Annotated in this window: 23 protein-coding genes; 10 read left to right on the forward strand and 13 right to left on the reverse strand. The window is 71.7% G+C overall.

Going from position 1 to position 23919, the window contains the following annotated elements:
* Positions 1 to 29: 29 nt before the first annotated feature.
* On the forward strand, positions 30 to 1787 hold the full coding sequence (locus ACQRWP_RS31510; RefSeq protein ID WP_430499838.1) for a trypsin-like serine protease: 1758 nt from the start codon (positions 30 to 32) through the stop codon (positions 1785 to 1787).
* Positions 1788 to 1859: 72 nt separating this feature from the next.
* On the opposite strand, the gene ACQRWP_RS31515 is transcribed toward ACQRWP_RS31510, so the two are convergent.
* The 3 genes from ACQRWP_RS31515 to ACQRWP_RS31525 form a co-directional block, all read right to left on the reverse strand.
* Positions 1860 to 2894: a 2-oxoacid:ferredoxin oxidoreductase subunit beta gene (locus ACQRWP_RS31515; RefSeq protein WP_430499839.1), complete on the reverse strand. Its 1035-nt coding sequence runs from the start codon at positions 2892 to 2894 to the stop codon at positions 1860 to 1862.
* Entirely contained in the window at positions 2887 to 4734 is a 1848-nt protein-coding gene (locus ACQRWP_RS31520; RefSeq protein ID WP_430499840.1) for a 2-oxoacid:acceptor oxidoreductase subunit alpha, read from the reverse strand. The genes ACQRWP_RS31515 and ACQRWP_RS31520 overlap by 8 nt, the downstream gene beginning before the upstream one ends.
* 279 nt (positions 4735 to 5013) lie before the next feature.
* Entirely contained in the window at positions 5014 to 6492 is a 1479-nt protein-coding gene (locus tag ACQRWP_RS31525; protein ID WP_430499841.1) for a hypothetical protein, read from the reverse strand.
* Positions 6493 to 6621: 129 nt separating this feature from the next.
* Here ACQRWP_RS31525 and ndhC point away from each other — a divergent pair, with 129 nt between their 5' ends.
* The gene (gene ndhC, locus ACQRWP_RS31530) at positions 6622 to 6999 is read left to right on the forward strand and encodes an NADH-quinone oxidoreductase subunit A (protein WP_088951356.1); all 378 of its coding nucleotides are present in this window, start codon (positions 6622 to 6624) and stop codon (positions 6997 to 6999) included.
* Between the two features lie 67 nt (positions 7000 to 7066).
* Here ndhC and folP read toward each other — a convergent pair whose 3' ends face one another.
* Positions 7067 to 7936: a dihydropteroate synthase gene (folP, locus tag ACQRWP_RS31535; protein ID WP_430499842.1), complete on the reverse strand. Its 870-nt coding sequence runs from the start codon at positions 7934 to 7936 to the stop codon at positions 7067 to 7069.
* A 156-nt stretch (positions 7937 to 8092) separates the two neighbouring features.
* Here folP and ACQRWP_RS31540 point away from each other — a divergent pair, with 156 nt between their 5' ends.
* Together ACQRWP_RS31540 and ACQRWP_RS31545 are read left to right on the forward strand one after the other, a co-directional pair.
* On the forward strand, positions 8093 to 8749 hold the full coding sequence (locus tag ACQRWP_RS31540; RefSeq protein WP_430499843.1) for a DivIVA domain-containing protein: 657 nt from the start codon (positions 8093 to 8095) through the stop codon (positions 8747 to 8749).
* Positions 8746 to 9243 carry an SRPBCC family protein gene (locus tag ACQRWP_RS31545; RefSeq protein WP_430499844.1) on the forward strand — a complete coding sequence of 166 codons (498 nt, stop codon included), beginning with the start codon at positions 8746 to 8748 and terminating at the stop codon, positions 9241 to 9243. The genes ACQRWP_RS31540 and ACQRWP_RS31545 overlap by 4 nt, the downstream gene beginning before the upstream one ends.
* Here the strand turns inward: ACQRWP_RS31545 and ACQRWP_RS31550 are convergent.
* Positions 9188 to 10084 (reverse strand): sterol desaturase family protein, encoded by an 897-nt coding sequence (locus ACQRWP_RS31550; RefSeq protein WP_430499845.1) that lies wholly within the window; start codon positions 10082 to 10084, stop codon positions 9188 to 9190. The two genes, ACQRWP_RS31545 and ACQRWP_RS31550, sit on opposite strands and share 56 nt — an antisense overlap.
* A 137-nt stretch (positions 10085 to 10221) precedes the next feature.
* Between ACQRWP_RS31550 and ACQRWP_RS31555 the strand changes: the two genes are divergently transcribed.
* Both ACQRWP_RS31555 and ACQRWP_RS31560 read left to right on the forward strand, forming a co-directional pair.
* Positions 10222 to 10803 (forward strand): DNA-3-methyladenine glycosylase I, encoded by a 582-nt coding sequence (locus ACQRWP_RS31555; RefSeq protein WP_430499846.1) that lies wholly within the window; start codon positions 10222 to 10224, stop codon positions 10801 to 10803.
* 13 nt (positions 10804 to 10816) lie between these two features.
* Positions 10817 to 11440 (forward strand): hypothetical protein, encoded by a 624-nt coding sequence (locus tag ACQRWP_RS31560; RefSeq protein WP_430499847.1) that lies wholly within the window; start codon positions 10817 to 10819, stop codon positions 11438 to 11440.
* An 8-nt stretch (positions 11441 to 11448) separates the two neighbouring features.
* Here the strand turns inward: ACQRWP_RS31560 and ACQRWP_RS31565 are convergent, their stop codons facing one another.
* Genes ACQRWP_RS31565 through ACQRWP_RS31580 form a run of 4 tightly spaced genes read right to left on the reverse strand, consistent with a single transcriptional unit; the run spans position 11449 to position 15677 of the window.
* Entirely contained in the window at positions 11449 to 12690 is a 1242-nt protein-coding gene (locus ACQRWP_RS31565) for a DUF1501 domain-containing protein (protein ID WP_430499848.1), read from the reverse strand.
* A 14-nt stretch (positions 12691 to 12704) separates the two neighbouring features.
* The gene (locus tag ACQRWP_RS31570; RefSeq protein WP_430499849.1) at positions 12705 to 14003 is read right to left on the reverse strand and encodes a DUF1800 domain-containing protein; all 1299 of its coding nucleotides are present in this window, start codon (positions 14001 to 14003) and stop codon (positions 12705 to 12707) included.
* Positions 14004 to 14062: 59 nt separating this feature from the next.
* The gene (locus ACQRWP_RS31575) at positions 14063 to 14854 is read right to left on the reverse strand and encodes an enoyl-CoA hydratase-related protein (protein WP_430499850.1); all 792 of its coding nucleotides are present in this window, start codon (positions 14852 to 14854) and stop codon (positions 14063 to 14065) included.
* A 4-nt stretch (positions 14855 to 14858) separates the two neighbouring features.
* Entirely contained in the window at positions 14859 to 15677 is an 819-nt protein-coding gene (locus ACQRWP_RS31580) for a PaaX family transcriptional regulator (protein WP_091394799.1), read from the reverse strand.
* Positions 15678 to 15867: 190 nt separating this feature from the next.
* On the opposite strand from ACQRWP_RS31580, the gene ACQRWP_RS31585 reads away from it, so the two are divergent.
* Positions 15868 to 16035, forward strand: a complete 168-nt coding sequence (locus ACQRWP_RS31585) for a DUF3117 domain-containing protein (protein WP_007455245.1) — start codon at positions 15868 to 15870, stop codon at positions 16033 to 16035.
* Between the two features lie 147 nt (positions 16036 to 16182).
* Positions 16183 to 17658: a leucyl aminopeptidase family protein gene (locus ACQRWP_RS31590; RefSeq protein ID WP_430503347.1), complete on the forward strand. Its 1476-nt coding sequence runs from the start codon at positions 16183 to 16185 to the stop codon at positions 17656 to 17658.
* 54 nt (positions 17659 to 17712) lie between these two features.
* On the opposite strand, the gene ACQRWP_RS31595 is transcribed toward ACQRWP_RS31590, so the two are convergent.
* Complete coding sequence (locus tag ACQRWP_RS31595; RefSeq protein WP_030329239.1) at positions 17713 to 18282, reverse strand: O-methyltransferase; 570 nt, start codon at positions 18280 to 18282, stop codon at positions 17713 to 17715.
* A 299-nt stretch (positions 18283 to 18581) separates the two neighbouring features.
* Between ACQRWP_RS31595 and ACQRWP_RS31600 the strand changes: the two genes are divergently transcribed.
* Together ACQRWP_RS31600 and ACQRWP_RS31605 are read left to right on the forward strand one after the other, a co-directional pair.
* On the forward strand, positions 18582 to 20018 hold the full coding sequence (locus ACQRWP_RS31600) for a trypsin-like peptidase domain-containing protein (RefSeq protein ID WP_430503348.1): 1437 nt from the start codon (positions 18582 to 18584) through the stop codon (positions 20016 to 20018).
* Positions 20019 to 20115: 97 nt separating this feature from the next.
* The gene (locus ACQRWP_RS31605) at positions 20116 to 20541 is read left to right on the forward strand and encodes a preprotein translocase subunit TatB (RefSeq protein ID WP_354945023.1); all 426 of its coding nucleotides are present in this window, start codon (positions 20116 to 20118) and stop codon (positions 20539 to 20541) included.
* Positions 20542 to 20764: 223 nt separating this feature from the next.
* On the opposite strand, the gene ACQRWP_RS31610 is transcribed toward ACQRWP_RS31605, so the two are convergent.
* From ACQRWP_RS31610 to ACQRWP_RS31620, 3 genes are all read right to left on the reverse strand, one after another.
* Positions 20765 to 21910, reverse strand: a complete 1146-nt coding sequence (locus ACQRWP_RS31610; protein WP_430499851.1) for an Mrp/NBP35 family ATP-binding protein — start codon at positions 21908 to 21910, stop codon at positions 20765 to 20767.
* 76 nt (positions 21911 to 21986) lie between these two features.
* A complete protein-coding gene (locus tag ACQRWP_RS31615; RefSeq protein ID WP_430499852.1) occupies positions 21987 to 22637 on the reverse strand; it encodes a DUF1003 domain-containing protein in 651 nt (216 codons plus the stop codon).
* A complete protein-coding gene (locus tag ACQRWP_RS31620) occupies positions 22630 to 23916 on the reverse strand; it encodes a magnesium transporter MgtE N-terminal domain-containing protein (protein WP_430499853.1) in 1287 nt (428 codons plus the stop codon). Before ACQRWP_RS31620 ends, ACQRWP_RS31615 begins: the two co-directional genes overlap by 8 nt.
* Between the last annotated feature and the right edge of the window lie 3 nt (positions 23917 to 23919).

Genomic DNA, 23919 nt, shown 5'->3' on the forward strand with positions numbered 1-23919 from the left:
GAGCCCGGCGGCGGTGGTACGCCAGCGTCATGGCGGGCCTCGCCCTCACGGGCGTGGCGGCCGTGGCACCCACGACCAGTGCTCAAGCCGCCCCCGCCGGCGGCGCGTACGACGTGGCGAGCAGCGAGCGACCGGACCGGTTGAGCAAGCTGCCGAACCTGCACAAGGGGAAGCTCACGCTTCCCAAGCCGGGCGCCCAGGGCCGGACCTTCCAGTCCGGCACCGGTGCCTCTCCCAAGGTCTTCCAGGGGACCCTGGCGAGCGCCTCCGAGTTTCCGTACATCGTGGGTATCGTCACCACTTTCCAGGATGGCCCGGACTTCTACTGGTACTGGTGCACCGGCACGATCATCGCCCCCAACAAGGTGCTGACGGCCGCGCACTGCACCGCCGACGGGCCCGGCACCACTCGGGTCATCGCCGGCAACGACCGGCTGGTCGACAGCAACGGCCAGATCGTCGGTGGCAGCGGGTTCGTCGCCGAGGTCAGTTCGACCTGGACCCACCCGGGCTGGAACATCGCCGAGCAGTACGAGAACCCCGAGACCGCGCCCATCGTGGACGACGTCTCGGTCCTCACGCTGAAGCAGAACCTGCCCAGCGTGTACAAGCCGGTGTCGTTGAGCGCCCAGGGTGACCAGACTCCGTACGTGGCTGGCACGCAGGCCCAGATCGCGGGCTACGGCGTCACCGCGTCCGACGACGAGAACCCGGACAGCCGGCTGCGCAAGGCGACTGTTCCGATGCGGTCCAACGAGGACTGCAACATCCCCGGGCTCTACCTCGCCGACCGGATGATCTGCGCTGGCGCGGGCACCGACGCCACGCCGAGCAGCGACACCTGCGGGGGTGACTCCGGCGGTCCGCTGCTCGTCAACGGGGTCCAGGTCGGCATCACCGACTGGGGCTTCCAGCCGTGTGGTTCGTCGCCCGGCTACTACGAGCGGTTGAGCTACTACAACAACTCCATCAAGGCGGACCTCACCCGTCCGTCGCTGGTCAACGCGGACTGGACGGGCGACGGTCACACCGACCTGCTCGCCCGCGACGCCGCCGGCAACCTGGCGTTGTGGTACGGCAGTGGCTTCTCCAACGACGGGTACGGCGGCTTCTACGGGGTTCAGCAGATCGGCGCGGGCTGGAACATCTACAGCCGGGTCTTCCGCGTCTACAACTGGAACGGCGACAAGAAGCCGTCCATCATGGCGATGAAGCCCAACGGTGAGCTGTTCATCTACAACACCGATGGCAAGGGCAACTTCGTCGGTGGCGCGAAGAAGATCGGCACCGGGTGGCAGGGCTTCACCGCGCTCATGGTGACGAACAACTGGCTGGGCAACAACCGGCCGAGCCTTCTGGTGCGCAAGTCCAACGGCGACCTGATCCGCTACACCAGCAACGGTAATGGCGGCTGGGAGAACCCGCTGGGCACCAAGATCGGCAACGGCTGGAACGGGTTCAACCTGTTCCTCACCCCGGGGGCCTGGAAGGGCGACGGGCGTGAGGTGCTGATCGGTCGTACCTCGACCGGCGACCTGAAGATGTACCAGTCCGACAGCAAGGGCGGCTGGACCAACCCGCTCGGCACCAAGATCGGTGGCGGCTGGCAGGGCTTCAAGAACATCATGGTTCCGGGCGACTGGAGCGGCGACAACATGATGGACATGCTCGGCGTCGACGGCAATGGCCGGATGCGGCTCTACACGACCAACGGCTACGGCCAGTGGATCGATTCGAGCGGCGGGGTCATCGGCACCGGCTGGGGAGTCTTCAACCTGGTCTTCTGATCAGGCTGTCCGCAGCAGTAACGGGAAGGGCCCGCAACCGAACGGTTGCGGGCCCTGTCCCATTTCCGAGCGTCAGATGATCGTCCAGGTGTCGCCGCTGCCCAGCAGGCCGGCGAGCTGCTGCTCGGGGGTCTCGGTGACCTTCGCCTTGGCGGCCGCGAGCTGAGCCTGCACCACGCTGTCGTAGGACGGCCGGTCCACCGAGCGGAACACCCCGATCGGAGTGTTGCGCAGGTCCAGGCCGGGCAGCCGGGACAGCGCGAAGGCGTACGCCGGGTCGGCCACCGTCGCGTCGTGCACGACGATCTCCTCCGGGCGGACCGAGCTGGTGTCCCGGACCTCCAGGCCGAAGCCGCCCGGCGGGTGCACCACGCAGAACCGCCCGTCGGCGCCGAAGGTGATCGGCTGCCCGTGCTCCAGGCGGATCAGGTAGTCGTCCCGGGTGGACGGGTCCTTGAGCTGGTCGAACGCCCCATCGTTGAAGATGTTGCAGTTCTGGTAGATCTCCACGAAGGCCGAGCCCTCGTGCTCCGCGGCGGCCCGCAGCACCGACTGGAGGTGCTTGCGGTCGGAGTCGATGGTGCGGCCCACGAAGCTGGCCTCCGCGCCGAGGGCGAGCGAGAGCGGGTTGAACGGGGCGTCCGCCGAGCCGGCCGGTGTCGACTTGGTGATCTTGCCGACCTCGGACGTCGGAGAATACTGACCCTTGGTCAGACCGTAGATCCGGTTGTTGAACAGCAGGATCTTGAGGTTGACGTTGCGCCGCAGCGCGTGGATCAGGTGGTTGCCACCGATGGAGAGCGCGTCGCCGTCGCCGGTGACGACCCAGACCGACAGGTCCGGCCGGGACACCGACAGGCCGGTCGCGATCGCCGGGGCCCGACCGTGGATCGAGTGCATCCCGTACGTGTTCATGTAGTACGGGAAGCGGGACGAGCAGCCGATCCCGGAGACGAAGACGGTGCGCTCCCGGGGGATGTTCAGCTCCGGCATGAACTGCTGGATGGCCGCCAGGATCGCGTAGTCACCGCAGCCGGGGCACCAGCGCACCTCCTGGTCGGACTTGAAGTCCTTCGCGGTGAGCTTGACGGCGACGGGCTCAGACATTCTTCAGCACCTCTTCCAGCGTCGTCTCCAGCTCGGCGGCCGTGAACGGAAGGCCGCGGACCTGGTTGTAGCTGATCGCGTCGACCAGGTAGCGGGCCCGGATGACGTGGGCCAGCTGGCCCAGGTTCATCTCCGGGATGACCACCTTGTCGTACGAGCGGAGCACCTCACCGAGGTTGGCCGGCATCGGTGCCAGGTGCCGCAGGTGCGCCTGGGCGATGGAGAGGCCGCGCTGGCGGACCCCGCGGCACGCTGCGCCGATCGGCCCGTACGTCGAGCCCCAGCCGAGGACCAGCACCCGGGCGTCGCCGTCCGGGTCCTCCACCTCGATGTCCGGCACCGGAATGGTCTCGATCCGGGCGGCCCGGGTGCGCACCATGAAGTCGTGGTTGGCCGGGTCGTAGGAGATGTCCCCGGTCTTGTCGGCCTTCTCCAGACCGCCGATCCGGTGCTCCAGGCCCGCGGTGCCGGGGATCGCCCACGGCCGGGCCAGGGTCTCCGGGTCACGCAGGTAGGGCAGGAAGGTGGTGCCGTCCTCGCCGTTGGGCTTGGTGGCGAACTCCACCCGCAGGTCGGGCAGCGACTCCACGTCCGGCAGCAGCCACGGCTCGGAGCCGTTGGCGACGTAGTTGTCGGACAGCAGGATCACCGGGGTGCGGTAGGTCAGCGCGATTCGGGCCGCCTCCAGCGCCGCGAAGAAGCAGTCCGACGGTGACCGGGGCGCGATCACCGCGACCGGCGCCTCACCGTGCCGACCGTAGAGCGCCATGTTGAGGTCGGCCTGCTCGGTCTTGGTCGGCATGCCGGTCGACGGGCCGGCGCGCTGCACGTCGACGATCACCAGCGGCAGCTCCAGCGCCACCGCGAGCGAGATGGTCTCGCTCTTGAGTGCCACGCCGGGGCCGCTGGTGGTGGTCACGCCGAGCGACCCGCCGTAGGAGGCGCCGAGCGCGGCGCCGACGGCGGCGATCTCGTCCTCGGCCTGCACGGTGAGAACGCCGAAACGCTTGTGCTTGCTCAGCTCGTGCAGGATGTCCGAAGCGGGCGTGATCGGGTACGCGCCGAGGAAGACCGGCAGCCCGGAGCGGACCCCGGCGGCGACCAACCCCAGCGAGAGCGCCGCGTTGCCGGTGATGTTGCGGTACGTGCCCGGCTTCATCTTGGCCGGCTTGACCTCGTAGCGGACTGCGAAGTCCTCGGTGGTCTCGCCGAAGTTCCAACCGGCCTTGAAGGCGGCGACGTTCGCGGCGACCAGCTCCGGACGGGCCGCGAACTTGCGCTCCAGGAAGCGCAGCGTCGACTCGTAGGGCCGGGAGTACATCCAGGAGAGCAGGCCGAGGGCGAACATGTTCTTCGACCGCTCGGCGTCCTTCTTGGACACCTGGTGGGCGGCGAGCGCGCCGACCGTCATCGAGGTCAGCGCCACCGGGTGCACGACGTAACCGGCCAGCGAGTCGTCGTCCAGCGGGCTGGCCTGGTAACCGACCTTGGCGAGGTTGCGCTTGGTGAACTCGTCGGTGTTGACGATGATGTCCGCGCCGCGCGGCAGGTCGGCCAGGTTGGCCTTGAGCGCCGCCGGGTTCATCGCCACCAGCACGTTGGGCGCGTCGCCCGGCGTGAGGATGTCGTAGTCGGCGAAGTGCACCTGGAAGCTCGACACGCCGGGCAGGGTGCCGGCGGGAGCCCGGATCTCGGCGGGGAAGTTTGGCAGCGTGGAGATGTCGTTGCCGAGCTGCGCCGTCTCCGAGGTGAACCGGTCGCCGGTCAGCTGCATGCCGTCGCCGGAGTCACCGGCGAACCGGATGACCACCCGGTCGAGTTGACGGATCTGCTTGGTCACTGTGCCACCTTCGTTCGCGACTGCGGGGCTTGCCCGGCCACGGAACCTCCTTGACGCAACGCTTCACCGCACCGCCCCAGGCTGGTCCGGCCGCTGTCGTTCCTCACCTGAGAGCCTACGTCTAAGGGAGCCCTAACCATCCCCGGAGGTCCGCCGACTGGGACCCGAAGTGGTCGCGAAACGCCCACATTTGCGGTGTTACGCCCCGCCCGCCGTAATTCAGATCACCACCGGTTGCGCCGACGACCCCGGCCGCGCGCTGCCGGGGTCGTCCGTCGATCAGTCGGCCGGGTTGGGCGCGGGCTCGGGCGGCGGTCCGCCGAACCGGCGGCGTAGCGAGGTCGTGGCCAGCGTGAGAGCCAACACCACCAGGAGCGTGGAGACCGCGATCAGGATGACCGCGGTGCGCTGCACCGAGGTCAACCCGCCGTCTCGGGTCGCGGCACCGGCGGGCAGTACGCCCTGCGAGCCGGTCGGCGCGGGCGGAGAGACCACCGGCGTGGCCAGGGCGGCCGCCGCGGTGATCCGGAAGCTCATCTGCACCCGACGGGTCGGGCCGCTGCGTGGATCGAGTTGACCGATCACGGCCCCGGACAGCGGCGCTTCCCGCTGCGCCTGCGGCGTCGCCTCCACCGGTAGCTGCACCTCGGCGGTCGTGCCCGCCAGCACCAGGCCGGCGTCGCAGCGGGTACGCGTCGGGTCGACCGCCACGCAGCCGAGCGGTGGGGTCGGCACTGTCACTCCGGCCGGCAGGACGACCTCGACCCGGCCGGCGGCGTCCACCGCGCCGGTGTTGCCCAGCCGCAGCGTGAGGGTGCTGGGGCCGCCACTGATGTCGAAGGCCACCTCGTCGGCGGCGAGCGCGATCCCGGGCACCGGCGGGCCGGGCGGGAAGAGCACCGCGAAGCCCTGGTCGTCGGTCGCCTCCCCGGCCGTTCCCGGCGCGTCCGCGATGACCTGGACGGAGCCGCTGAGCGGCATCTGCTTCCACGCCGTGCCAGCGACCCGTAGCCGCAGCACGGTGCTGAACCGGACGCCGGCTGCGGCCGCCCAGGCCCCACAGCGGTACGTCCCACCACCGGTGGCGGCGCAGCCCTTCGTGCCGGCGTCGGTCAGCCCGGCGGGCAGCGTGTACGAGAGTCGGATCTGTTCCGTGGTGGTACCGGTGTTGTGCACGGTGACCTGGAGGGTGACGGCCGTGCTCGGCGTGTTCCAGTACGCCTCGGTGAGGGTGACGTCGCCGGTGGTGACCTGCACGCCCAGCGGGCTCTGCGGCGGCGGCGCCGAACCCGGCGCGGGCGGGCGGACCGTCGGCGCCGGGGGTGTTGGCGGGGCCGGGGGCATCGTCGGTGGCACCGGGGGAGCCGGGCTGGGCGGTCGGGTGGTGCCGCCCGGCGCTGGCGCGCTGGTGGTCGGCGCTGGCGGGACCTCCGGGGCGGTGGTCACCGGCGCCGGTGGCGTCGTCTCCGGTGGTGGCGCGGTGGTCTCCGGTGCCGGGTCGGTCGGCTCCGGTTCACCGCCCGGGTCTTCGGTCGGGGTGGGCTCCTCCGCCGGTGTGGTCGGAGGCCCCTCCCCTCCCGGCTCGTTGATCGGCTCGGCCGAGGTCGCGACCGGGTCCGCGTCCGGTGCGGCCGCGCTGGCCCAGGTCGGCCCCACGGCGAGCGCCGTGAGTAGGCCGAGCGCGAGCGCGGTCGCCAGCAGGGGCGTGGAACGCCGCCCCTCCGCCCGGTTACCGGGCGATGCCTTCACGCGGGCCATCTGTCCTCCGGTGACATGGGTGGGTGTCCAATATTCGGTAACAGTTGCCCCGGTGCACTAGTCCCATCCGGAAACAAATCCGTAACGTGTTTGGGACGGCCCGTCCGGGCGGACGGTAGGCTGCCGACTGTGACCGGATACCTGGGCTCGTACGCGACGCTCGGGCTCCTGCTGCTCGCCAGCGTTCTCTTCTTCGTTACGGCGTTCTCGGCCAACCGGGTGTTACGCCCGGCGCGTCCGGCCGATCCGCCGGGCAAGCGGACCAGCTACGAGTGCGGGCTCGACCCGGTCGGTGCCGACTGGGCGCAGATGCAGATTCGCTACTACGTGTACGCCTACCTGTACGTGCTGTTCGCGGTCGAGGCGGTGTTCCTCTTCCCGTGGGCGGTCGTCTTCGACCGGCCGGGCTTCGGTCTGGTGACGGTGGTGGAGATGGCGGTGTTCGTGGCGGTGCTCGCGCTCGGCATCCTCTACGCCTGGCGTAGGAACATCCTCCGCTGGACCTGAGCGCCACGGCCTCCGGCGATCGTGTCGGTCCGTCCGGCCGTTCGCGGTCGGTTACGGCGACGACCGGTCAGGCGAGTCCTCGGCGGGTCGCGGTGGGCGGGCGGTCGCCTCGGATCGAGGCCACCATGTCCAGCACCCGGCGGGTCGGGCCGACCTGGTGGGCCCGGAAGACCCGGGCGCCCAACCAGGCCGAGACGGCCGTCGCGGCGAGCGTCCCCTCCAGCCGTTCGGCCACCGGCAGGCCCAATGTCTCACCGATGAAGTCCTTGTTGGAGAGCGCCACCAGCACCGGCCAGCCGGTTCCGGTCAGCTCGTCCAGTCGGCGGGTGATCTCCAGCGAGTGCCGGGTGTTCTTGCCGAAGTCGTGCGCCGGGTCGATGAGTATGCCGTCGGGGCGTACCCCTGCCGCCACCGCGCGCTCGGCGAGCCCGGTCACCGTCGCGACCACGTCGGCGACCACGTCGGTGAAGGCGGCCCGGTGCGGCCTGGTCCGCGGCGTCAGCCCGCCGGCGTGCGAACAGACCAGGCCGGCGCCGGTCCGCGCGGCCACCCGGACCAACGCGGGGTCGGCGCCCGACCAGGTGTCGTTGAGGAGGTCGGCGCCGGCCGCCACGGCCTCCGTCGCCACCTCGGCACGCCAGGTGTCGATGGAGATCACCACCTCCGGAAACGCGGCTCGGACGGCGGCGATGGTGTCCACCGTGCGCCGGATCTCCTCGGCGACGTCCACGTCCGCGCCGGGGCCGGCCTTGACCCCGCCGATGTCGATGATGGCCGCGCCCTCGTCCACCGCCCGTTCCACCGCGCGCAGAGCGCTGTCGGCGGCGTAGGTGGCCCCTCGGTCGAAGAACGAGTCCGGCGTGCGGTTGATGATCGCCATCACCACCAGCTCGCCGGGGGCGAACGTGTGCCCACCCAGCCGAAGCGCCCCGGCCATGCCCGCCTCCTGGAAGTTCGCGCCGTCGCCGCCGCGTCGGCCGGTCCCGACGCTAGTCGGTCGCCCGTCCACCATTCCGAGCGGGCGTCGGCACCGATCGTGATCGAGGCGGGTGGCGGGGTCGCTACCGGCCGGCCGCCATGCCACGATCAGTACATGGGTCAGCTTCTGCTCCTCCTGGTCGTGGCGTTGACCGTCGCGGCGGTGATATTCGGCGTGACGGTGCTGGTCAGTGGCCGTGATCCCGGCTTGGTGCCGGCCGAGCCGGATTCGCAGGCCGTGGCGTTGCCGGGCACTCGCCCGTTGCGCGAAACCGACGTGGGGGCGGTCCGTTTCGACACCGGGTTGCGCGGGTACCGGATGGACCAGGTCGATCAGGCGTTGCGCCGTGCCGCCTACGACATCGGTTACAAGTCCGAGCTGATCGGCGTACTGGAGTCGGAGGTCATCGCCTTGCGTGAGGGGCGCACCGACGATGCGGACGTGCTGCGGCAGGCCCGCGAGCAGTCCGCCAGCAAGGTGACCACCACTGACGTGGCGGAGCCGGCCGAGGCGGCCGAGGCGGCCGAGCCGGGCAAGGCAGTGGAGCCGGGTAGAGACGTGCCGCTGACCGGCGAGGCGGGCTCGGCCCCGGTCGGCTCGACGACCCCCGGCCCGTTGCCCACCGCGACCTCGTCTCCGGCCGATTCCGATGGGGTGGCGCCTGCCGCCGCGCTCGTCGACGACGAGTCGGCCGATCGTGAGCAGACCGCCGGCGCCTCCGCCGACGGCACCGAGCAGCGCGACGCGGTGGTTCGGTCGGAGTCGGCGTGACCGAGCCGGAGGGCGCTGACGATCTTCGGGAGGCGGCCCGACCCGGTGCCGGTGAGGTGACCGCCACGGTGATCGTCGACGCCCCTGCGGAGCGGGTGTTCGCCGCGCTGCTCGCCTGGGAACGTCAGTCCGACTGGATCCCGTTCACCCGCGTGCGGGTGGTCGAGGGCGACGGGCGCGAGGGCAGCCGGATCGAGGCGGTGACCGCGCTCGGCCGGGCGACGCTGCGCGACGAGATGCTGGTGGCCCGGGTCGACGAGCCGTACGAGATCGGCGTCGTGCACCACGGCCAACTGCTGCGCGGCCCGGGGGTGCTGCGCTGCACCCAGCTGGGCCGGGACCGCACCCAGGTCGTCTGGCACGAGTGGTTCCACCTGCCGGGCGGTAGGGCCGGTCGACTGGCGTGGCCGGTGCTCTGGCCCGGCTCCAAGCTCGGCCTCACCCAGGCGCTGAAGAAGTTTGCCCGTCTGGTCGAGCAGGGCCGACTGCCCTGACCGGGGAGCCCGGTGCCGGCTGCCAGCCGGGCGCGCGGAAGAGATGCCCGACCCGGTGCCGCCACGTCACCGCGGCGCGCAGGTCCCGGGCGATCGAGGCGTACTCGTGGAAGGCCACCCGGACCGGGTTGTAGCTGCCGACGTTCTTGGTCAGGCCGTACACGCAACGCTCCCGTTCCGGCGCGAACGACTTGAAGAGCCGGTCCCAGACGATCAGGATGCCGCCGAAGTTGCGGTCCAGGTAGCTGCCCTGCGACGCGTGGTGCACCCGGTGGTGCGACGGCGTGTTGAACACCGCCTCGTACCAGCGCGGCATCTTGTCGATCCGCTCGGTGTGGATCCAGAACTGGTAGAGCAGGTTGACCGAGCCGCAGAACGCGACCACGGCCGGGTGGACGCCGGCCACGATCAGCGGGATGTAGAACACCCAACTGGTCAGGCCGGTCCACGGCTGACGCAGCGCGGTGGAGAGGTTGAACCGCTGCGACGAGTGGTGCACCACGTGCGAGGCCCAGAGGATGCGGATCACGTGGTGGCCGCGGTGCGACCAGTAGTAGCAGAAGTCCTGCGCGAGCAGGATCAGCGGCCAGGTCCACCACAGCTCGGCGACCCGCAGCGGGGTGAGCGCGTAGAGCAGTGCGTACGCGGCGGCGATCGGCACCTTCCAGAGCAGGTCGGCGAAGATGCTCCCCAGCCCCATCGTCAGGCTGGTCGCGGTATCGGCGCCGCCGTAGCCGACCTCGTCGTCGTCGCGGTGCAGCAGGTAGGAGACCCGCTCCAGCACGATGAGCAGCACGAAGGCCGGGATCGACCAGGCGATGACGTCAGGGAATTCCTTCACCGCGCGGCCTCCGCTCGCCGTCACCGGTCGGGGCGCACCGTCGGGTGACCCCGACCTACCGGTCGGTAACAAGCACCATAGGCAGCCGGGCGGCCGGTGGCAATGGGGTGTCGGACGGATGCCCTAGCGTGTACGAGGTGACTGACCTGGTGATCGGCGCCGATGGGCTGGCTCGCTGCGCCTGGGGGTCGAGCACCCCCGACTACGCCATCTACCACGACACCGAGTGGGGGCGGCCTCTGCACGGCGACGACGCGCTCTACGAGCGGATGACGCTGGAGGCGTTCCAGTCCGGGTTGTCCTGGCTGACCATCCTGCGAAAGCGTCCGGCGTTCCGGCTGGCCTTCGACGAGTTCCACATCCCGACCGTCGCCCGCTACGACGACGCCGACGTGACCCGGCTGCTCGCCGACGCCGGCATCGTCCGCAACCGGGCCAAGATCGAGGCGGCGATCGCCAACGCCCGCGCCGCACTGGAGCTGCCGGAGGGCCTGTCGGCGCTGCTCTGGTCCTTCGCGCCGGAGGCCCGGCCAGCTCGTCCCGCCTCGTTCGCCGAGCTGGCGCCGATCACCCCGGAGTCGACGGCGATGGCCAAGGCACTCAAGAAGCGCGGCTTCCGGTTCGTCGGCCCGACCACCGCGTACGCGCTGATGCAAGCCACCGGGATGGTCGACGATCACATCGTCGGCTGTCACGTCACCCTCCCACCGGCGGCGTGATGAGATGGCAGGCATGACGACCGAGACCGCGCACCGGGCCGGTGCGGCCGGCAACGCCGACGGGGTGGGCACCTGGGCTGTGCTGCTGCCCGCCGAACGGTACGAGGCCGAGCGGCTCGTGCACCACGACACGCTGGAGCTGACCGGGCTGACCGACGTCTCCCGGCCAGGGCCGGGAGACCAGGTGGCCGTGCTGGTCGACGCGCCGCCACGGCTGGTGGCCCTCGGCCGGGTCACGGCGCCGGGTCGACGCCACCGCGAAGACCCGGACGACCCGCAGTCCCCGGTCGAGCCGGGCACGCTCGTCGTCGCGTACACCCGGCGGGCCTTCGACGAGCCGGTGCCGGCCGACCTGCTGACGCTCGACGGGCCGGTCACCGCGGTGGAGCCGGCGGCCTTCCGGGCGCTGGCCGACCAGCTCGGCCCGCCCCCGGCGCGGCGCACCTGGCTGGTCAGCCTCGACCTGCCGATCGAGGCCGGCACGCCGGCCGAGGCGGTTCGGCTGTTCTGGTCCTACGTGCAGGAGCTGGGCCCGCGTGAGCTGCCCGCCTTCGTCTCGCCGGCCGGCGACGAGCTGGCCATGCAGGCGTTCGTGCTGGGCGAGCAGGCCAACCAGGACCCGGAAGAGGACGACTAGGGCGCGCCCTAGAAAAGTTTGTCCACTCGTCCCCGCCAGTCGGCGAGGACCGGGCCCGGGTCGGTGTCCAGCACCCGCTCCAGCAGCGTGGCGTAGACGTCCCGGAAGTCGGTGGTGTATTTCAGGTCGCCGTCGTCGAGGTCGGTGAGGCTCGGTGGTGCGCCGTGCCAGCCGCCCTGGACGCCCGCGCCGAGCAGTAGCACGTCGGAGGCGGTGCCGTGGTCGGTGCCGTCCGAGGCGTTGGCCCGTACCCGACGGCCGAACTCGGAGTAGACCGCCACCACCACCTTCCGGCCCGCCTCGGTGCGACTCATCCGGTCGGCGAATCCGGTCAGCGCCCGGTCCAGCTGACCCAGGAGCACGGCCTGCAACTGCTTCTCGTCGGCGTGCGTGTCGAAGCCGCCCAGCGACACCGAGAAGACCCGGGTGGACACTCCCGCCTCGACGCACTGCGCGACAAGGTCGAGCTGCGCGTCCAGCGGGGTGCGGGCCCCGCCGGTGGCCGTCGCGGGGGCCTGCTCGCCGTCCGGGTCCGCCGTGTCCGGGTCGGCGGAGTCGCGTACCTGGCGGATCATTTCGTCCACCGACCGTAGGTCGGCGAAGCAGGCGGCGGCTCGACCCCGAGCCGCCGACTCGCCCGCCTCCGCGGCGGCGAACGCGGTCAGCGTCTCCGCGGGCAGCCCCTTGGCGGCCTTCCGGTCGGTCACCGGCACGGCCGCACCGGCGCTCTGCGCCCCGGCCAGCAGTGGCGGCAGGGCCGACTCGAAGGAGACCGCCAGCCGGGGGTCGCCACCGGCGCGGTCCAGCCACCGCCCGAGCCAGCCGGTGTTGCCCGGCCGGTCCGGTTGCGCGGTGTGCCAGATGTCCATCGACCGGAAGTGACTACGGTCCGGCTTCGGGTAACCCACCCCGCGCACAATCGCCAGCCCACCGCCGGACCAGCGCTGGTGCAGGCCGGCCAGCGCCGGGTTGAGGCCGAAGTCGTCGTCCAACCGCCGCACCTCCCCGTCCGGGTACGCCAGCTCTGGCCGTGCCGCCCGGTAGGCCGGGTCGCCGTACGGGATGACCGTGTTGAGCCCGTCATTGCCGCCGTAGAGGGTCACCAGCACCAGCGTGCGGGACTGCGGGTCGCGGTCTCCGCTGGTGTCCAGCAGGTCCCGCAGGCTGTACGCGCCGGCCCCGGCGGCCAGCGCGCCCGCGCCGACCACCCCGCTGGTGAGCAGGAACCTGCGTCGGGTCAGGGTGTCCATGTCGACTCCTCCGCTCAGCTGACTGTGTATTCGGGGCTGACCAGGCCGGCGGCCAGCAGCTTGCGGGGCTCGCCGGCCAGCGGGGTGAGAGCCGCCCGGGTGCGTGCGCCCCAGCCGTCGACCACCAGCAGTCGGGCCAGCGCGTCCGGTCGGCCGGCGGTGGGCGCGGCGGTCAGCCGGGTCAGCACTGCTGGCGCAGTGGCGGCGGCGAGCACCCCGGCCGTTCGCAGCCGGGCCTGCAACGACGAGGTGGTCAGCCAGGCGGACCCGGCCGGCCAACCGCCCACGCTCGGTGGGCGCAACGGCACCTGGTCGAGCGCGTTCAGACCAGCGAGCAGTGGTTTGCGTTGCTGCTCGGGCAGCGCGGACGGTCGGATGCCGAGCTGCCGCAGCGCACCGACGAGCCACTCCACCGGCTGCTTCACCAGCGTGCCCCGGGTCTGCGCGAAGGCCGGTGCGGAGAAGAGCGCGCGCAGGGTCGCGGTGGTGTCCGCGCCGGCCAGGCCATCCGGTGCCGGGGTCTCACTGCCGGCGTAGCGGAACCAGAGCCGGCCGGCCACGAAGGTCGCCGCCGCCGGTTGGGCCGCCAACAGGCCGGCGTACGCCTCGGCGTCGAACCGGCCGCTCTGCCCGAGGATGCTCTTCTCGCCAGGGTCGTGCCGCTTGGTTTCGAAGCGGACCGCGCCGGTACGCCGGTCGACCACCCAGCCGGTCAGGGCCCGCGCGCCGGCCTTCACGTCGGCCTCGCTGTAGGCGCCGATGCCGAGGGTGAACAACTCCATCAGCTCGCGGGCCAGATTCTCGTTCGGCGCCTTGCGGGTGTTCTTCTGCCCGTCCAGCCAGACGATCAGGGCGGGGTCGCGCACCATCGCGGCGACCAGGGGGCCCAGCGGCCCACGACCGTGCCTGCGCAGCGTCTCCAACTGGCCCACCATCAGCCGCGCCGACTTGACCTTCTGCGCGCTGGTGGCCCAGTGCCCGTGCCAGAAGAAGAGCAACTTCTCGGTCAGCCCGTCCTCGGCGGCCACCATCCGGTCCAACCACCACTCGGTGACCTGCTGGAGTTGCTTGCGGCGCTCCGCGTTGGCCTGCTGCCGCTGCTCGCGGGTGGAGTCCTTGGTCAGCCCGGCGTACGGGTCGGGGGGCAGCGTCGGGACGGGCGTGGCCGCCGCACCCCGGTCCGTAGCGGGCGGCTTGAGCAGCCGGTCCAGGGTCGCCGCCGGTCCGGCCCGCTCGGCCGCGTCCACCTCGTCGGCGGTCGGCCCGAAGGTGGCCCGGCGCAGCAGGTGTGCCACCGCTTCACGATCGCTCATACCGGACGACGCTAGGCGGCCCGTGTTCGAGGACGGTAAGGGCGGCGTCCGGATCGCGTTCAGCGTCCCTCGAAGACCGGTTTCTGCTTGCCGACGAAGGCGAGGGTGGCCGCCCGGTGGTCGGCGGTGGCACCGCAGATCGACTGGGCCTGCGCCTCGGCGGCGAGGGCGTCGGCGAGGGTGCCGGCGTCGGCGATGGAGAGCTGTCGCTTGATCGCCCCGTACGCGACGGTCGGGCCGGCGGCGAGGCGGGCGGCCAACTCCTGGGCGACGGGCAACACCTGCTCGTCGTCGTCCGTCAACCGGTTGAGCAGGCCCAACCGGCAGGCCTCCTCGGCACGGACCGGCTCGGCCAACATCAGCAGCTCCACCGCCTTGGCGTGGCCGACCAGTCGGGGCAACGTCCAGGAGGCGCCGGTGTCGGCGGCGAGACCGACCTTGGCGAAGGCCATCAGGAAACTGGTGGTCGGGCCGCCGATACGGATGTCGGCCAGGAACGCCAGCGACGCGCCCGCCCCGGCAGCCATCCCACGGACCGCCGCGATCACCGGCTTGGGCAGGTTGGCGAGCCGGGCGGCGATCGGGTTGTAGTGCGCCCGCACGGTGCCCAGCGGGTCACTGGCGGAGTTTTCCAGGGTGGCCACGTGCTCGCGCAGGTCCTGACCGGCGCTGAACGACCCGCCGGCCCCGGCCAGGACGACAGCACGGCAGGACCGGTCGGTCTCCAGCTCCGCGAGGGCGTCCCGCAGCGCCTCCTTGAGCGCCACGTCGAGCGCGTTCATCGCGTTCGGCCGGTTCAGCGTGAGGGTGACGACGGCATCGGTCCGGTCGACCAGCAGCGGCTCGGTCACGTGTCTAACGACCCTTCTGTCGGACGATGCGGTTGCCGGCGTCGAGGCACTGTTCGACGTACCGGTCGGCGGCCGGGCGCAGGCGGGCTGCGTGCCGGTCGAAGAAACTGGCCGCGGCGGTGCCAGGCCACCGCTCGGGCAGCAGCGCCGGGGGCAGCTGCGGATCCTGGAAGAGGAACGTACGCCACGCGTGCACGAGGCGGAACCGCGTCGCGTACGCCTCCTCGTCGCTGCTGCGCACGGTGACCGCGGCGAGCAGCGGACGCTGGTCCGCGACGAACCGCTCGTAGGCGCGGCCGATCTCGGCCAGGTTCCAGGCGCGTCGGACCACGCCCATCGCGCCGGGGGTGCCGGAGAAGTGCGAGGCGGTGAACCGCTCGAACCGGATGCCGGTCTCGGCGAGGAGCAGGTCGACGTCCTCGGCGGGGCGGGTGGCGACCCACGTCTGCTCGTCGAGTGTCCCGTAGCCGAGGAAGCTCAGGTTGGCGGCGAGCCGCTGGCGGTCCCGCCGGGAGCCCGGAGCCTCCAACACCAGCAGATCGAACCGGCCGTCCCAGGTGACCCGGCCGGTCCGGTAGATCCGGGCCGCTGCCTCGTCGAGTCGGCGGGCAGCTTTCGGTGTGATCGAATATCCCGGTCCGGAGACCAATCGGAGGGGTTCGAGCCAGCCCTGACGCACCATCCGGGAGACGGCGGTGCGAACTGCCGGCGGTGCGATTCCCAGCGGCGCCAGTAGCTTGACCAGGGCAGCAACCGGTGCCCGGCCACCCCTCGGACGGAGGTGGTCGCCGTACAGGTCGAAGAGTGCCGACCGTGCCTGCATGACCGCACATTGTGACAGGCCTTCTCAAGATAAGCTAGATGCTGTTACATCAATGCTGCTCCGGTTTGGGTCCGGCGGTGTTCATCAGGGAAAATCGTTGGTCGACACCCCCGTGACCGTTGCGGGTGGTCGTGACGAAGTGGCTGTGGGGCAACCCACCGACCCTGGTGTAGGTCTGAGGGGAGACAACATGGCGGCGATGAAGCCGCGGACGGGCGACGGTCCGCTGGAAGTCACCAAGGAGGGGCGGGGCATCGTCATGCGGGTCCCGCTGGAGGGCGGTGGCCGGCTCGTCGTCGAGATGACTCCCGACGAGGCCAACGCGCTCGGTGACGCACTGAAGGCAGCGGCCGGCTGAGTAAGGAGTGCTCCGGGCGGCTCACGCCGCCCGGAACGTTCTTCAGGCCCTGAGCCACCGGAATCACCGGTGGCTCAGGGTCTTCAACGCTGTGGGCAGGTGGCTTCGCCGCCGGCCCGCGACACTTTCCTGGAGGTGCGGTTCCGCGTGCTCGCCGTCCGTCTGATCGCCGAGCCCGACCGGCTCGACGTCCTCGTCCTGCCCGTCCGCCCCGCCGATTCGACGGCGGAAGGTGACACCTCGGCCGAGCCCGTGTCGACCGCCGTGGCGGCCCCGGACGGCACGGCCGACGAGGCGGCAGCGCTGGCGTCAGCGGCCCGACTGACGGGCCGAGCCGGCGAGATCCACACCCAGTTGCGTCCCGGGCGTACCCCCGGCCGGCTGCTGCTGCTCGGCATCGGTGACGGCGGCGAGGCGGCCTGGCGGACGGCCGGCGCGGCCCTGGCCCGCTCAGCTTCAGCTGAGACGCATATCACCATCGCCTTGCCGGCCGAGGTCACCCCGGCCGCGGTTCGCGGACTGACCGAGGGGCTGCTGCTCGCCCCGTACCGGTTCCGACTCACCGAGGCCGGCGACCGACCGGCGCTCACCGACGTTGACCTGCTGCTCCACGACCCGAGCGGGTACGAGGACATTGTCCCCACGGCCCGGACCACGGCCGCGATGACCCACCTCGCCCGGGACCTGACCAACACCCCCTCGTCGGTGAAGACCCCGCAGTGGTTCGCCGACCAGGTGGCCTCCGCCGCAGCCGACCTTCCGGACCTGCGGCTGCGGGTCCGTGGCCCGGCCGAACTCGCCACCGAGGGCTTCGGCGGGATCCTCGCCGTGGGCGGTGGCTCCGCCAGCGGACCCCGGCTCGTCGAACTGGACTGGCACCCCGCCAACGCGCGCACCCACGTGGTGCTGGTCGGCAAGGGCATCACCTTCGACACCGGCGGCATCTCGATCAAGCCGGTGGCGTCGATGAAGCTGATGCGCAAGGACATGGCCGGTGCGGCAGCGGTCGTCGCCGCCACCCTGGGCGCCGCCGCACTGCGGCTGCCGGTCCGGATCACCACGCTGGCCCCGCTGGCCGAGAACATGGTCAGCGGCTCGGCGTTCCGCCCCGGCGACGTCATCCGGCACTACGGCGGTACGACCAGCGAGACGACCAACTCCGACGCCGAGGGTCGGCTGGTCCTCGCCGACGCGCTGGCGTACGCGGTGCAGCAGCTCAAGCCGGACCTGCTGCTCGACCTGGCCACGCTCACCGGCGCGAACTCGGTGGCGCTGGGCAAGCGCACCGCCGCCCTGTACAGCGAGAACGACGAACTGGCCGCCGGCGTGCTGGCGGCGGTCGAGGCGGCCGGCGAGTCGGCGTGGCGGATGCCGCTGCACACCGACTACGTCGACTACCTCGGCAGCGAGATCGCCGACCTCTACAGCGCACCCGCGCAGGGTGCCGGCTCGGTGCTGGCCGCGCTCTACCTGCGCGAGTTCACCGGCGAACTACGGGACCGCTGGCTGCACCTGGACATGTCCGCCCCGTCCTGGGCCGACGGCGACCAGGCCGAGGTCAGCCGCGGCGCCACCGGCTGGGGCGTCCGCTCGTTGCTGCGCTGGCTGGCCGACGTCAACTAGGGCGCGGTTCAGAGCCTCGGGGCGACCGAGGCTCTGACCCGTCCTGGGCTCGGATCAGCACTTCACTGCGGCGAGCAGCCCGTGCCCGACCGGAAGCAGCGCGGGAATCCAGTGCTCCGACTCCCGGACCGCCTTGATCGTCTCGCGAACCGTCACCGTCTCCGCGTCCCGGGCGGCCGGGTCGCCGATCCGGTCGCTGGCCAGCACGCCGTTGAGCGCCAGCACGCCTCCCGGGCGCAACAGCCGCAGCGCCGCCTCCACACAGGCGTGGAAGCCGGTCGCCTCCGCGTCCACGAAGACCAGGTCGTACGCACCGTCGGCGAGCCGGGGCAGGACGTCGAGCGCCCGACCGGTGATGATCCGGGTGCGCCCGGCCGCGAAACCCGCCTCGGCGAAGATCCGCCGGGCGATCCGCTGGTGCTCCACCTCCACGTCGATGGTGGTGAGTACGCCGTCGGCGCGCATGCCGCGCAGCAACCAGACGCCGCTGACCCCGGTGCCGGTGCCGATCTCCACCACCGCACGGGCATTGCCGGCGGCGGCCAGTAGCCGCAGCGCCGCCCCCGCGCCGGGGGTGACCGCGTCGAGGCCCACCTCACGGGCCAGGCTGCGGGCGGTACGCAGAACGAGATCCTCGGTGACGTACGACTCGGCGAAATGCTGGGCCTGTGTCGTCGAACTGCCGGAACCGGCGACCGTGGCGATGGGGCACCTCCGGGGGCGGTGCGTGGTGCGGGGGCGGGTTGGCACTGTGAGCGTAGAGGCGACCGTCGTGGGGCGCAGCCGCGCCTCCGTCGGAAGCGATCACCGGGGCAACCGCTGACTGCACCGCGTCCATCCGTGCAATCCTGGAGGCGGTATCCCGTCAGTCGCGACCAGACCGGCCCGTGGCCGGGCGACGCGGCGCGGGATCCGGGGACGGACTGGGAGGCACCGACGTGACCGACGGCTGGGACTGGCGCCGGGGCGGTGAGACTCCGGCTCCGGCGCGACCGCCCGGGGCAGGAGCCCCGTCGGTGGGGCCGCCGACCATGCCGGGGTCTGACCCCGCACCCCTCGCCTCGCCAGGCAGCGGACCGGCACCGGGCTGGCCGGCGTCTTCTGGCGGGCCGGCACCGAGTTGGCCGACGCCGGCTGCGGGCGGGCCCAACTCGGCCGACGCGTCGGCCTGGTGGTCGGACGCGCTCGCCGACCCCTGGCGCGACCCGGCGGCCCCGACCGCTGTGGTGGTGCCCGGGGTGGTGGCCCCCGGCAGCGAGCCCGAGCCGGTCACCGACCCCGACGCGCCGGGCCGGCCGACACTGCGCCACCTGTTGCTCATTCCCGTGATCACCGCGCTGCTGGCCGGCACCCTCGGCGGTGCGCTGGGCTACGCGTTCGCGGTGCGCGGCGGCGCTGGAGCGGCGGTCCTCGGTGGTGCGCCCGCGGAGGTGCCTGCGCTGGCCCAGCGCAAACCGGAGTCGCTGGCCGGGGTCGCCGAACGGGTCCTGCCCAGCGTGGTCACCGTACGGGTGAGCAGCCTCGGCGGGACCAGTGAGGGCTCCGGGTTCATCGCCACCGCCGACGGCCATGTGATCACCAATGACCATGTGGTGGCCGGCGGCGCCGGCAAGGCCTCGGTGGTCTTCAACGACGGCAGCACCGCGCCGGCGACCATCGTCGGTCAGGACGCGGAGTCGGACATCGCGGTGATCAAGGTGAGTCGTCCCGGGCTGCGACCGGTGGAGTTCGGCGACTCCGACGCACTGGCGGTCGGCGACCCCGTGCTCGCCATCGGCTCGCCGTTGTCGCTGGCCAACACGGTCACCGCCGGCATCGTGAGTGCGCTGGACCGGACGATGCAGGCCGGCGAGCCGGGCGGCCCGGTGCGTTACTACGCCGCCATCCAGACCGATGCCGCGGTCAACCACGGCAACTCGGGCGGCCCACTGGTCGACGGCGCCGGCCGAGTGGTCGGCGTGAACTCCACCATCAAGTCACTTGTCGCCGAGGGGCATGAGGCGGGCAACATCGGGCTCGCCTTCGCCATCCCGATCAACCAGGCCAAGCGGGTGACCCAGGACATCATCGGCACCGGCAAGGCCCGGCGTACGGTGATCGGCGCCCGGGCGGACGGCCCGACCGGAGTCGTCGGGGGTGGCCTGCGGTTGGCCGAGGTGGAACCGTCCGGCCCCGCGGACGGCGCCGGGCTGAAGGTCGGCGATGTGATCCTCAAGATCAACGGTCGGCCGATGACCGAGCCGACCGACCTGACCGCATTGGTCCGCAAGTACGCGCCGGGCTCGGTCGTGACCGTCGAGTATCGGCGGGGCTCCGCCCGGCAGAACACCTCGGTAACTCTCGCCGCGGACGCGAAGTGACTCGCCGCGGAGGTGAAGTGAACAGCGGCGCACCCCTTGCCCGAAAGCCGTCCGGCGTGCGTAGTCTTGCTGCTGACGCCGAGAGGAGGCCCGCGGGATGCTCGACAACCTGAACTGGTGGGAGATCGGTGCGCTGCTGCTCCTGGCGCTGCTGATCTTCGGCGACCGGCTCCCCGCCGTCATCACCGACGGCCTGCGGTTGGTGCGCAACCTGCGCAACATGGCCCGCAACGCCACCGGCGACCTGAGCCGCGAGCTGGGCACCGACATCCAGCTGGAAGACCTGCACCCGAAGGCGTTCATCCGCAAGCACCTCCTCAGCGAGGAGGACGAGGCGGCGATCCGCAAGCCGTTGCAGGGCGTCTACGACAACCTGCGCGCGGACGTCAGCGGCGTGCACAACGACCTGAAGGACGTGGCCAACGCCGCCGACCTGCGGTCGAACGGGACCCCGTCCGCCGGCACGGCCACCAGCAGCCCCTCGGCACCGGCCCCCCGCGTCAGCTACGACGACGCCACCTGACCGACCCGTACCCGCCCCGACCGGCTACCCGCCCGGCCCGGCGCTTGCTCGGATCAACTCGGCTTTCCGGAAGTCGCGGTATTCCACGCCGGTTGAAGGGCCGACTTCCTGAAACCCGAGTTGACCAAGCCGGCCACGTCGCGACGGCCTGGCTGGACCACCCACCGACGCGACTCAGCCCGCCGGCCAACAGTGGCCGACGGGCTGACGGTGTTCGCGGTGGTCAGCGGCCAGCGGGCTTCAGGCCGAGTGGCTTGCCGAGCAGCGACTCGCGGCGCAGGGCGAGCCGGTCGGCGATCGTGCCGAGCGCCTGAGCGGCCGGGGAGTCCGGCTCGGCCAGCACGATCGGGTTGCCGGCGTCGCCGGCCTCGCGGACCCGGGTGTCCAGTGGGATCTGACCGAGCAGCGGCACCTGCGCGCCGATGGTCCGGCTCAGCGACTCGGCAACCGCCTCGCCACCGCCGGCGCCGAAGATCTCCATCCGGGAGCCGTCCGGCAGCTCCAGCCAGGACATGTTCTCGATGACGCCGACCACCCGCTGGTGGGTTTGCAGGGCGATCGACCCGGCCCGCTCCGCGACCTCGGCGGCGGCGGTCTGCGGGGTGGTGACGATCAGGATCTCCGAGTTGGGCAGCAACTGGGCCAGCGAGATGGCCACGTCACCCGTGCCCGGCGGCAGGTCGAGCAGGAGCACGTCCAGGTCGCCCCAGTAGACGTCGGCCAGGAACTGCTGCAATGCCCGGTGCAGCATCGGGCCACGCCACACGACGGCGGCGTTGCCGGACGTGAACATGCCGATGGAGATCACCTTCACGCCGTGCGACTGCGGCGGCATGATCATGTCTTCGACGCGGGTGGGCCGGGCCTCCGTGCCGAGCATCCGGGGCACCGAGTGACCGTAGATGTCCGCGTCGACGACCCCGACGGAGAGCCCACGGGCGGCGAGCGCCGCCGCCAGGTTGACCGTGACGCTGGACTTGCCGACGCCACCCTTGCCGCTGGCCACCGCGTACACGCGGGTGCGCGAGCCGGGCTGGGCGAACGGGATGACGGGCTCCTCGGTGGCGCCGCCGCGCAGCTGCGACTGCAACGACTGTCGCTGCTCGGGGGTCATCACCCCAAAGTCGATCTCCACACCGGTGACGCCGGGCACCGCGGCGACAGCGGCGGTGATGTCCGTACGCAGCTTGTCCTTCAGCGGGCAGCCGGCGACGGTGAGCAGCAGCTCGACGCGGACGACACCACTGGCACCGATCGTGGCGGAGCGGACCATGCCCAGCTCGGTGATGGGCCGGCGGATCTCCGGGTCGTTGACGGTGGCCAGGGCGGCCTGGATCGCGTCCTCGACGGTGCTCACGGGTGCTGACATGCCCGCAATGCTACGTCGCGGGGCATCCGTTGCCGCCGCTGCCCGGGGCGGTGTGAGCCAATCGATGACCCGTCGGTCAGCTCTCTGACCGGCGCGGGCCGGTGCCGTCCGGCCGGGCGTCCCGAGTGAAGTCGCCGTCCAGGTCGTCGCGGGGTTCTTCCAGGCCGACGCCGTCGGTCGGCCGCTGGCCACGTCGCTCCTGCCGGCTGTCCTTTTCCTGCTGGCGGCGCTCCAGCCGTTGCCGGCGTTGCCCCACCTCGTCCAGTTCCTCGGCCAGCCGGGCCAGCTCGGAGCGGAGGAAGTCGCGGGTGGCGACCTCACCCAGCGCGATCCGCAGGGCCGCGATCTCCCGGGCCAGGTACTCGGTGTCCGCCTTCTGCGCGGTGGCTCGCCGCCGGTCCTCCTCCAGGGCCACCCGGTCCCGGTCGGCCTGCCGGTTCTGGGCCAGCAGGATCAGCGGGGCCGCGTAGCTGGCCTGCAACGACAGCACCAGGGTCAAAAACGTGAAGGTGTACGGGTCGAAGCGCAGGGTCGCCGGGGCCAGGGTGTTCCAGACGAACCAGATCGCGATCACCACCGTCATGACGACGATGAAGTTCGCGGTGCCCATGCCCCGGGCGATGCCCTCGGACCACCGACCGAACGCCTCCGCGTCGAACCGGGGCAGCTTGACGCCCCGGGGCTCGCGTGGCTGGTCGAGACGCTCCGTCCGACGCTGGTCAGCCATCTGCGCCGTCCAGCGCAGAGTCGGTGGTGCCCGGGGCGGCCATGGCGTCGCGGTCCCGCCAGTCCCGGGGCAGCGAGTGGTCCAGCACGTCGTCGACAGTGACGGCGCCGACCAGCCGGTTGTTGCGGTCGATCACCGGCATGGCGACCAGGTCGTAGGTGGCCATCCGGCGGGTGATCTCCGGCAGCGGCGTGGTGGGGCGCAGCGGGTCGATGTCGTTGACCACCACCTTGCCCAGCAGGTCGGCAGGGGGTTCGCGCAGCAGCGCCTGGAAGTGCACCATGCCCAGGTAGCGGCCGGTCGGCGTGTTCTGCGGTGCCCGGGTCACGAAGACCTGCGCGGCGACGGCGGGGGAGAGCTGCGGCTCCCGGATCCGGGCCAGCGCCTCGGCGACGGTGGCGTCCGGCGGCAGGATGACCGGCTCCGAGGTCATCACACTGCCCGCCGTGCCGGGGGTGTACTTCAGCAGTTGGCGTACCGGGTCGGCCTCGTCCGGCTCCATCAGGTCCAGCAGCACGTCCTGCTCGGGTGGGGGCAGTTCGTTGAGCAGGTCCGCGGCGTCGTCCGGGTCCATCTCCTCGAGGACGTCGGCCGCCCGCTCCCGGTCGAGGGCGGCAAGGATCTCCACCTGGTCGTGTTCCGGCAGCTCGCTGAGCACGTCGGCCAGTCGCTCGTCGTCCAGCGCGGCCGCGACCTCGTTGCGTCGCGCGTCGGGCAGATCCTGCAACGCGTTGGCCAGGTCGGCGGGGCGCATGTCCTCCAGGACGGCGAGCAGGTTCGCCGTACCCCGGTTGTCGGCGATGCCGCTGAGCCCGCGCACCCGGTCCCACTCGACCTGGTGCAGGTGGCCGCGGCGGCTGAGCCGACCGGTCTGCTCGCGTACGGCGACACGGGTCAGCGACCACTCGCCACCCCGGGTGCACTCCATCGCGACGTCCACGACGGCGCCGGGCTGGCCGCCCGGGTCGAGTTGCACCCGTCGGTCGAGCAGCTCCTGGAGCACCAGCAGTTCGTTCTGGCGTTTCTCGAACCGGCGCAGGTTGAGGGTGCCGGAGCCGAGCACGACGGCGTCCGCGTCGATGGAGGTGATCCGGTTGATGGACAGGAAGATCCGACGACGCATCGGCATCTCGGCGACGAGGCCCACCACCTCGGGCGGACGCTTGGTCGCTCGGAGCCGTGCCACGGCGTCACGAACCCGCCCCACCTGATCGCCGTTCGGGTCGAAGACGGCGACTCCGGCGAGACGGGCGATGTAGACCCGGGTCGGCGTACTCACGGG

Origin of the sequence: Micromonospora trifolii (assembly GCF_050516465.1) — a bacterium.
Lineage (GTDB): Bacteria > Actinomycetota > Actinomycetes > Mycobacteriales > Micromonosporaceae > Micromonospora > Micromonospora trifolii.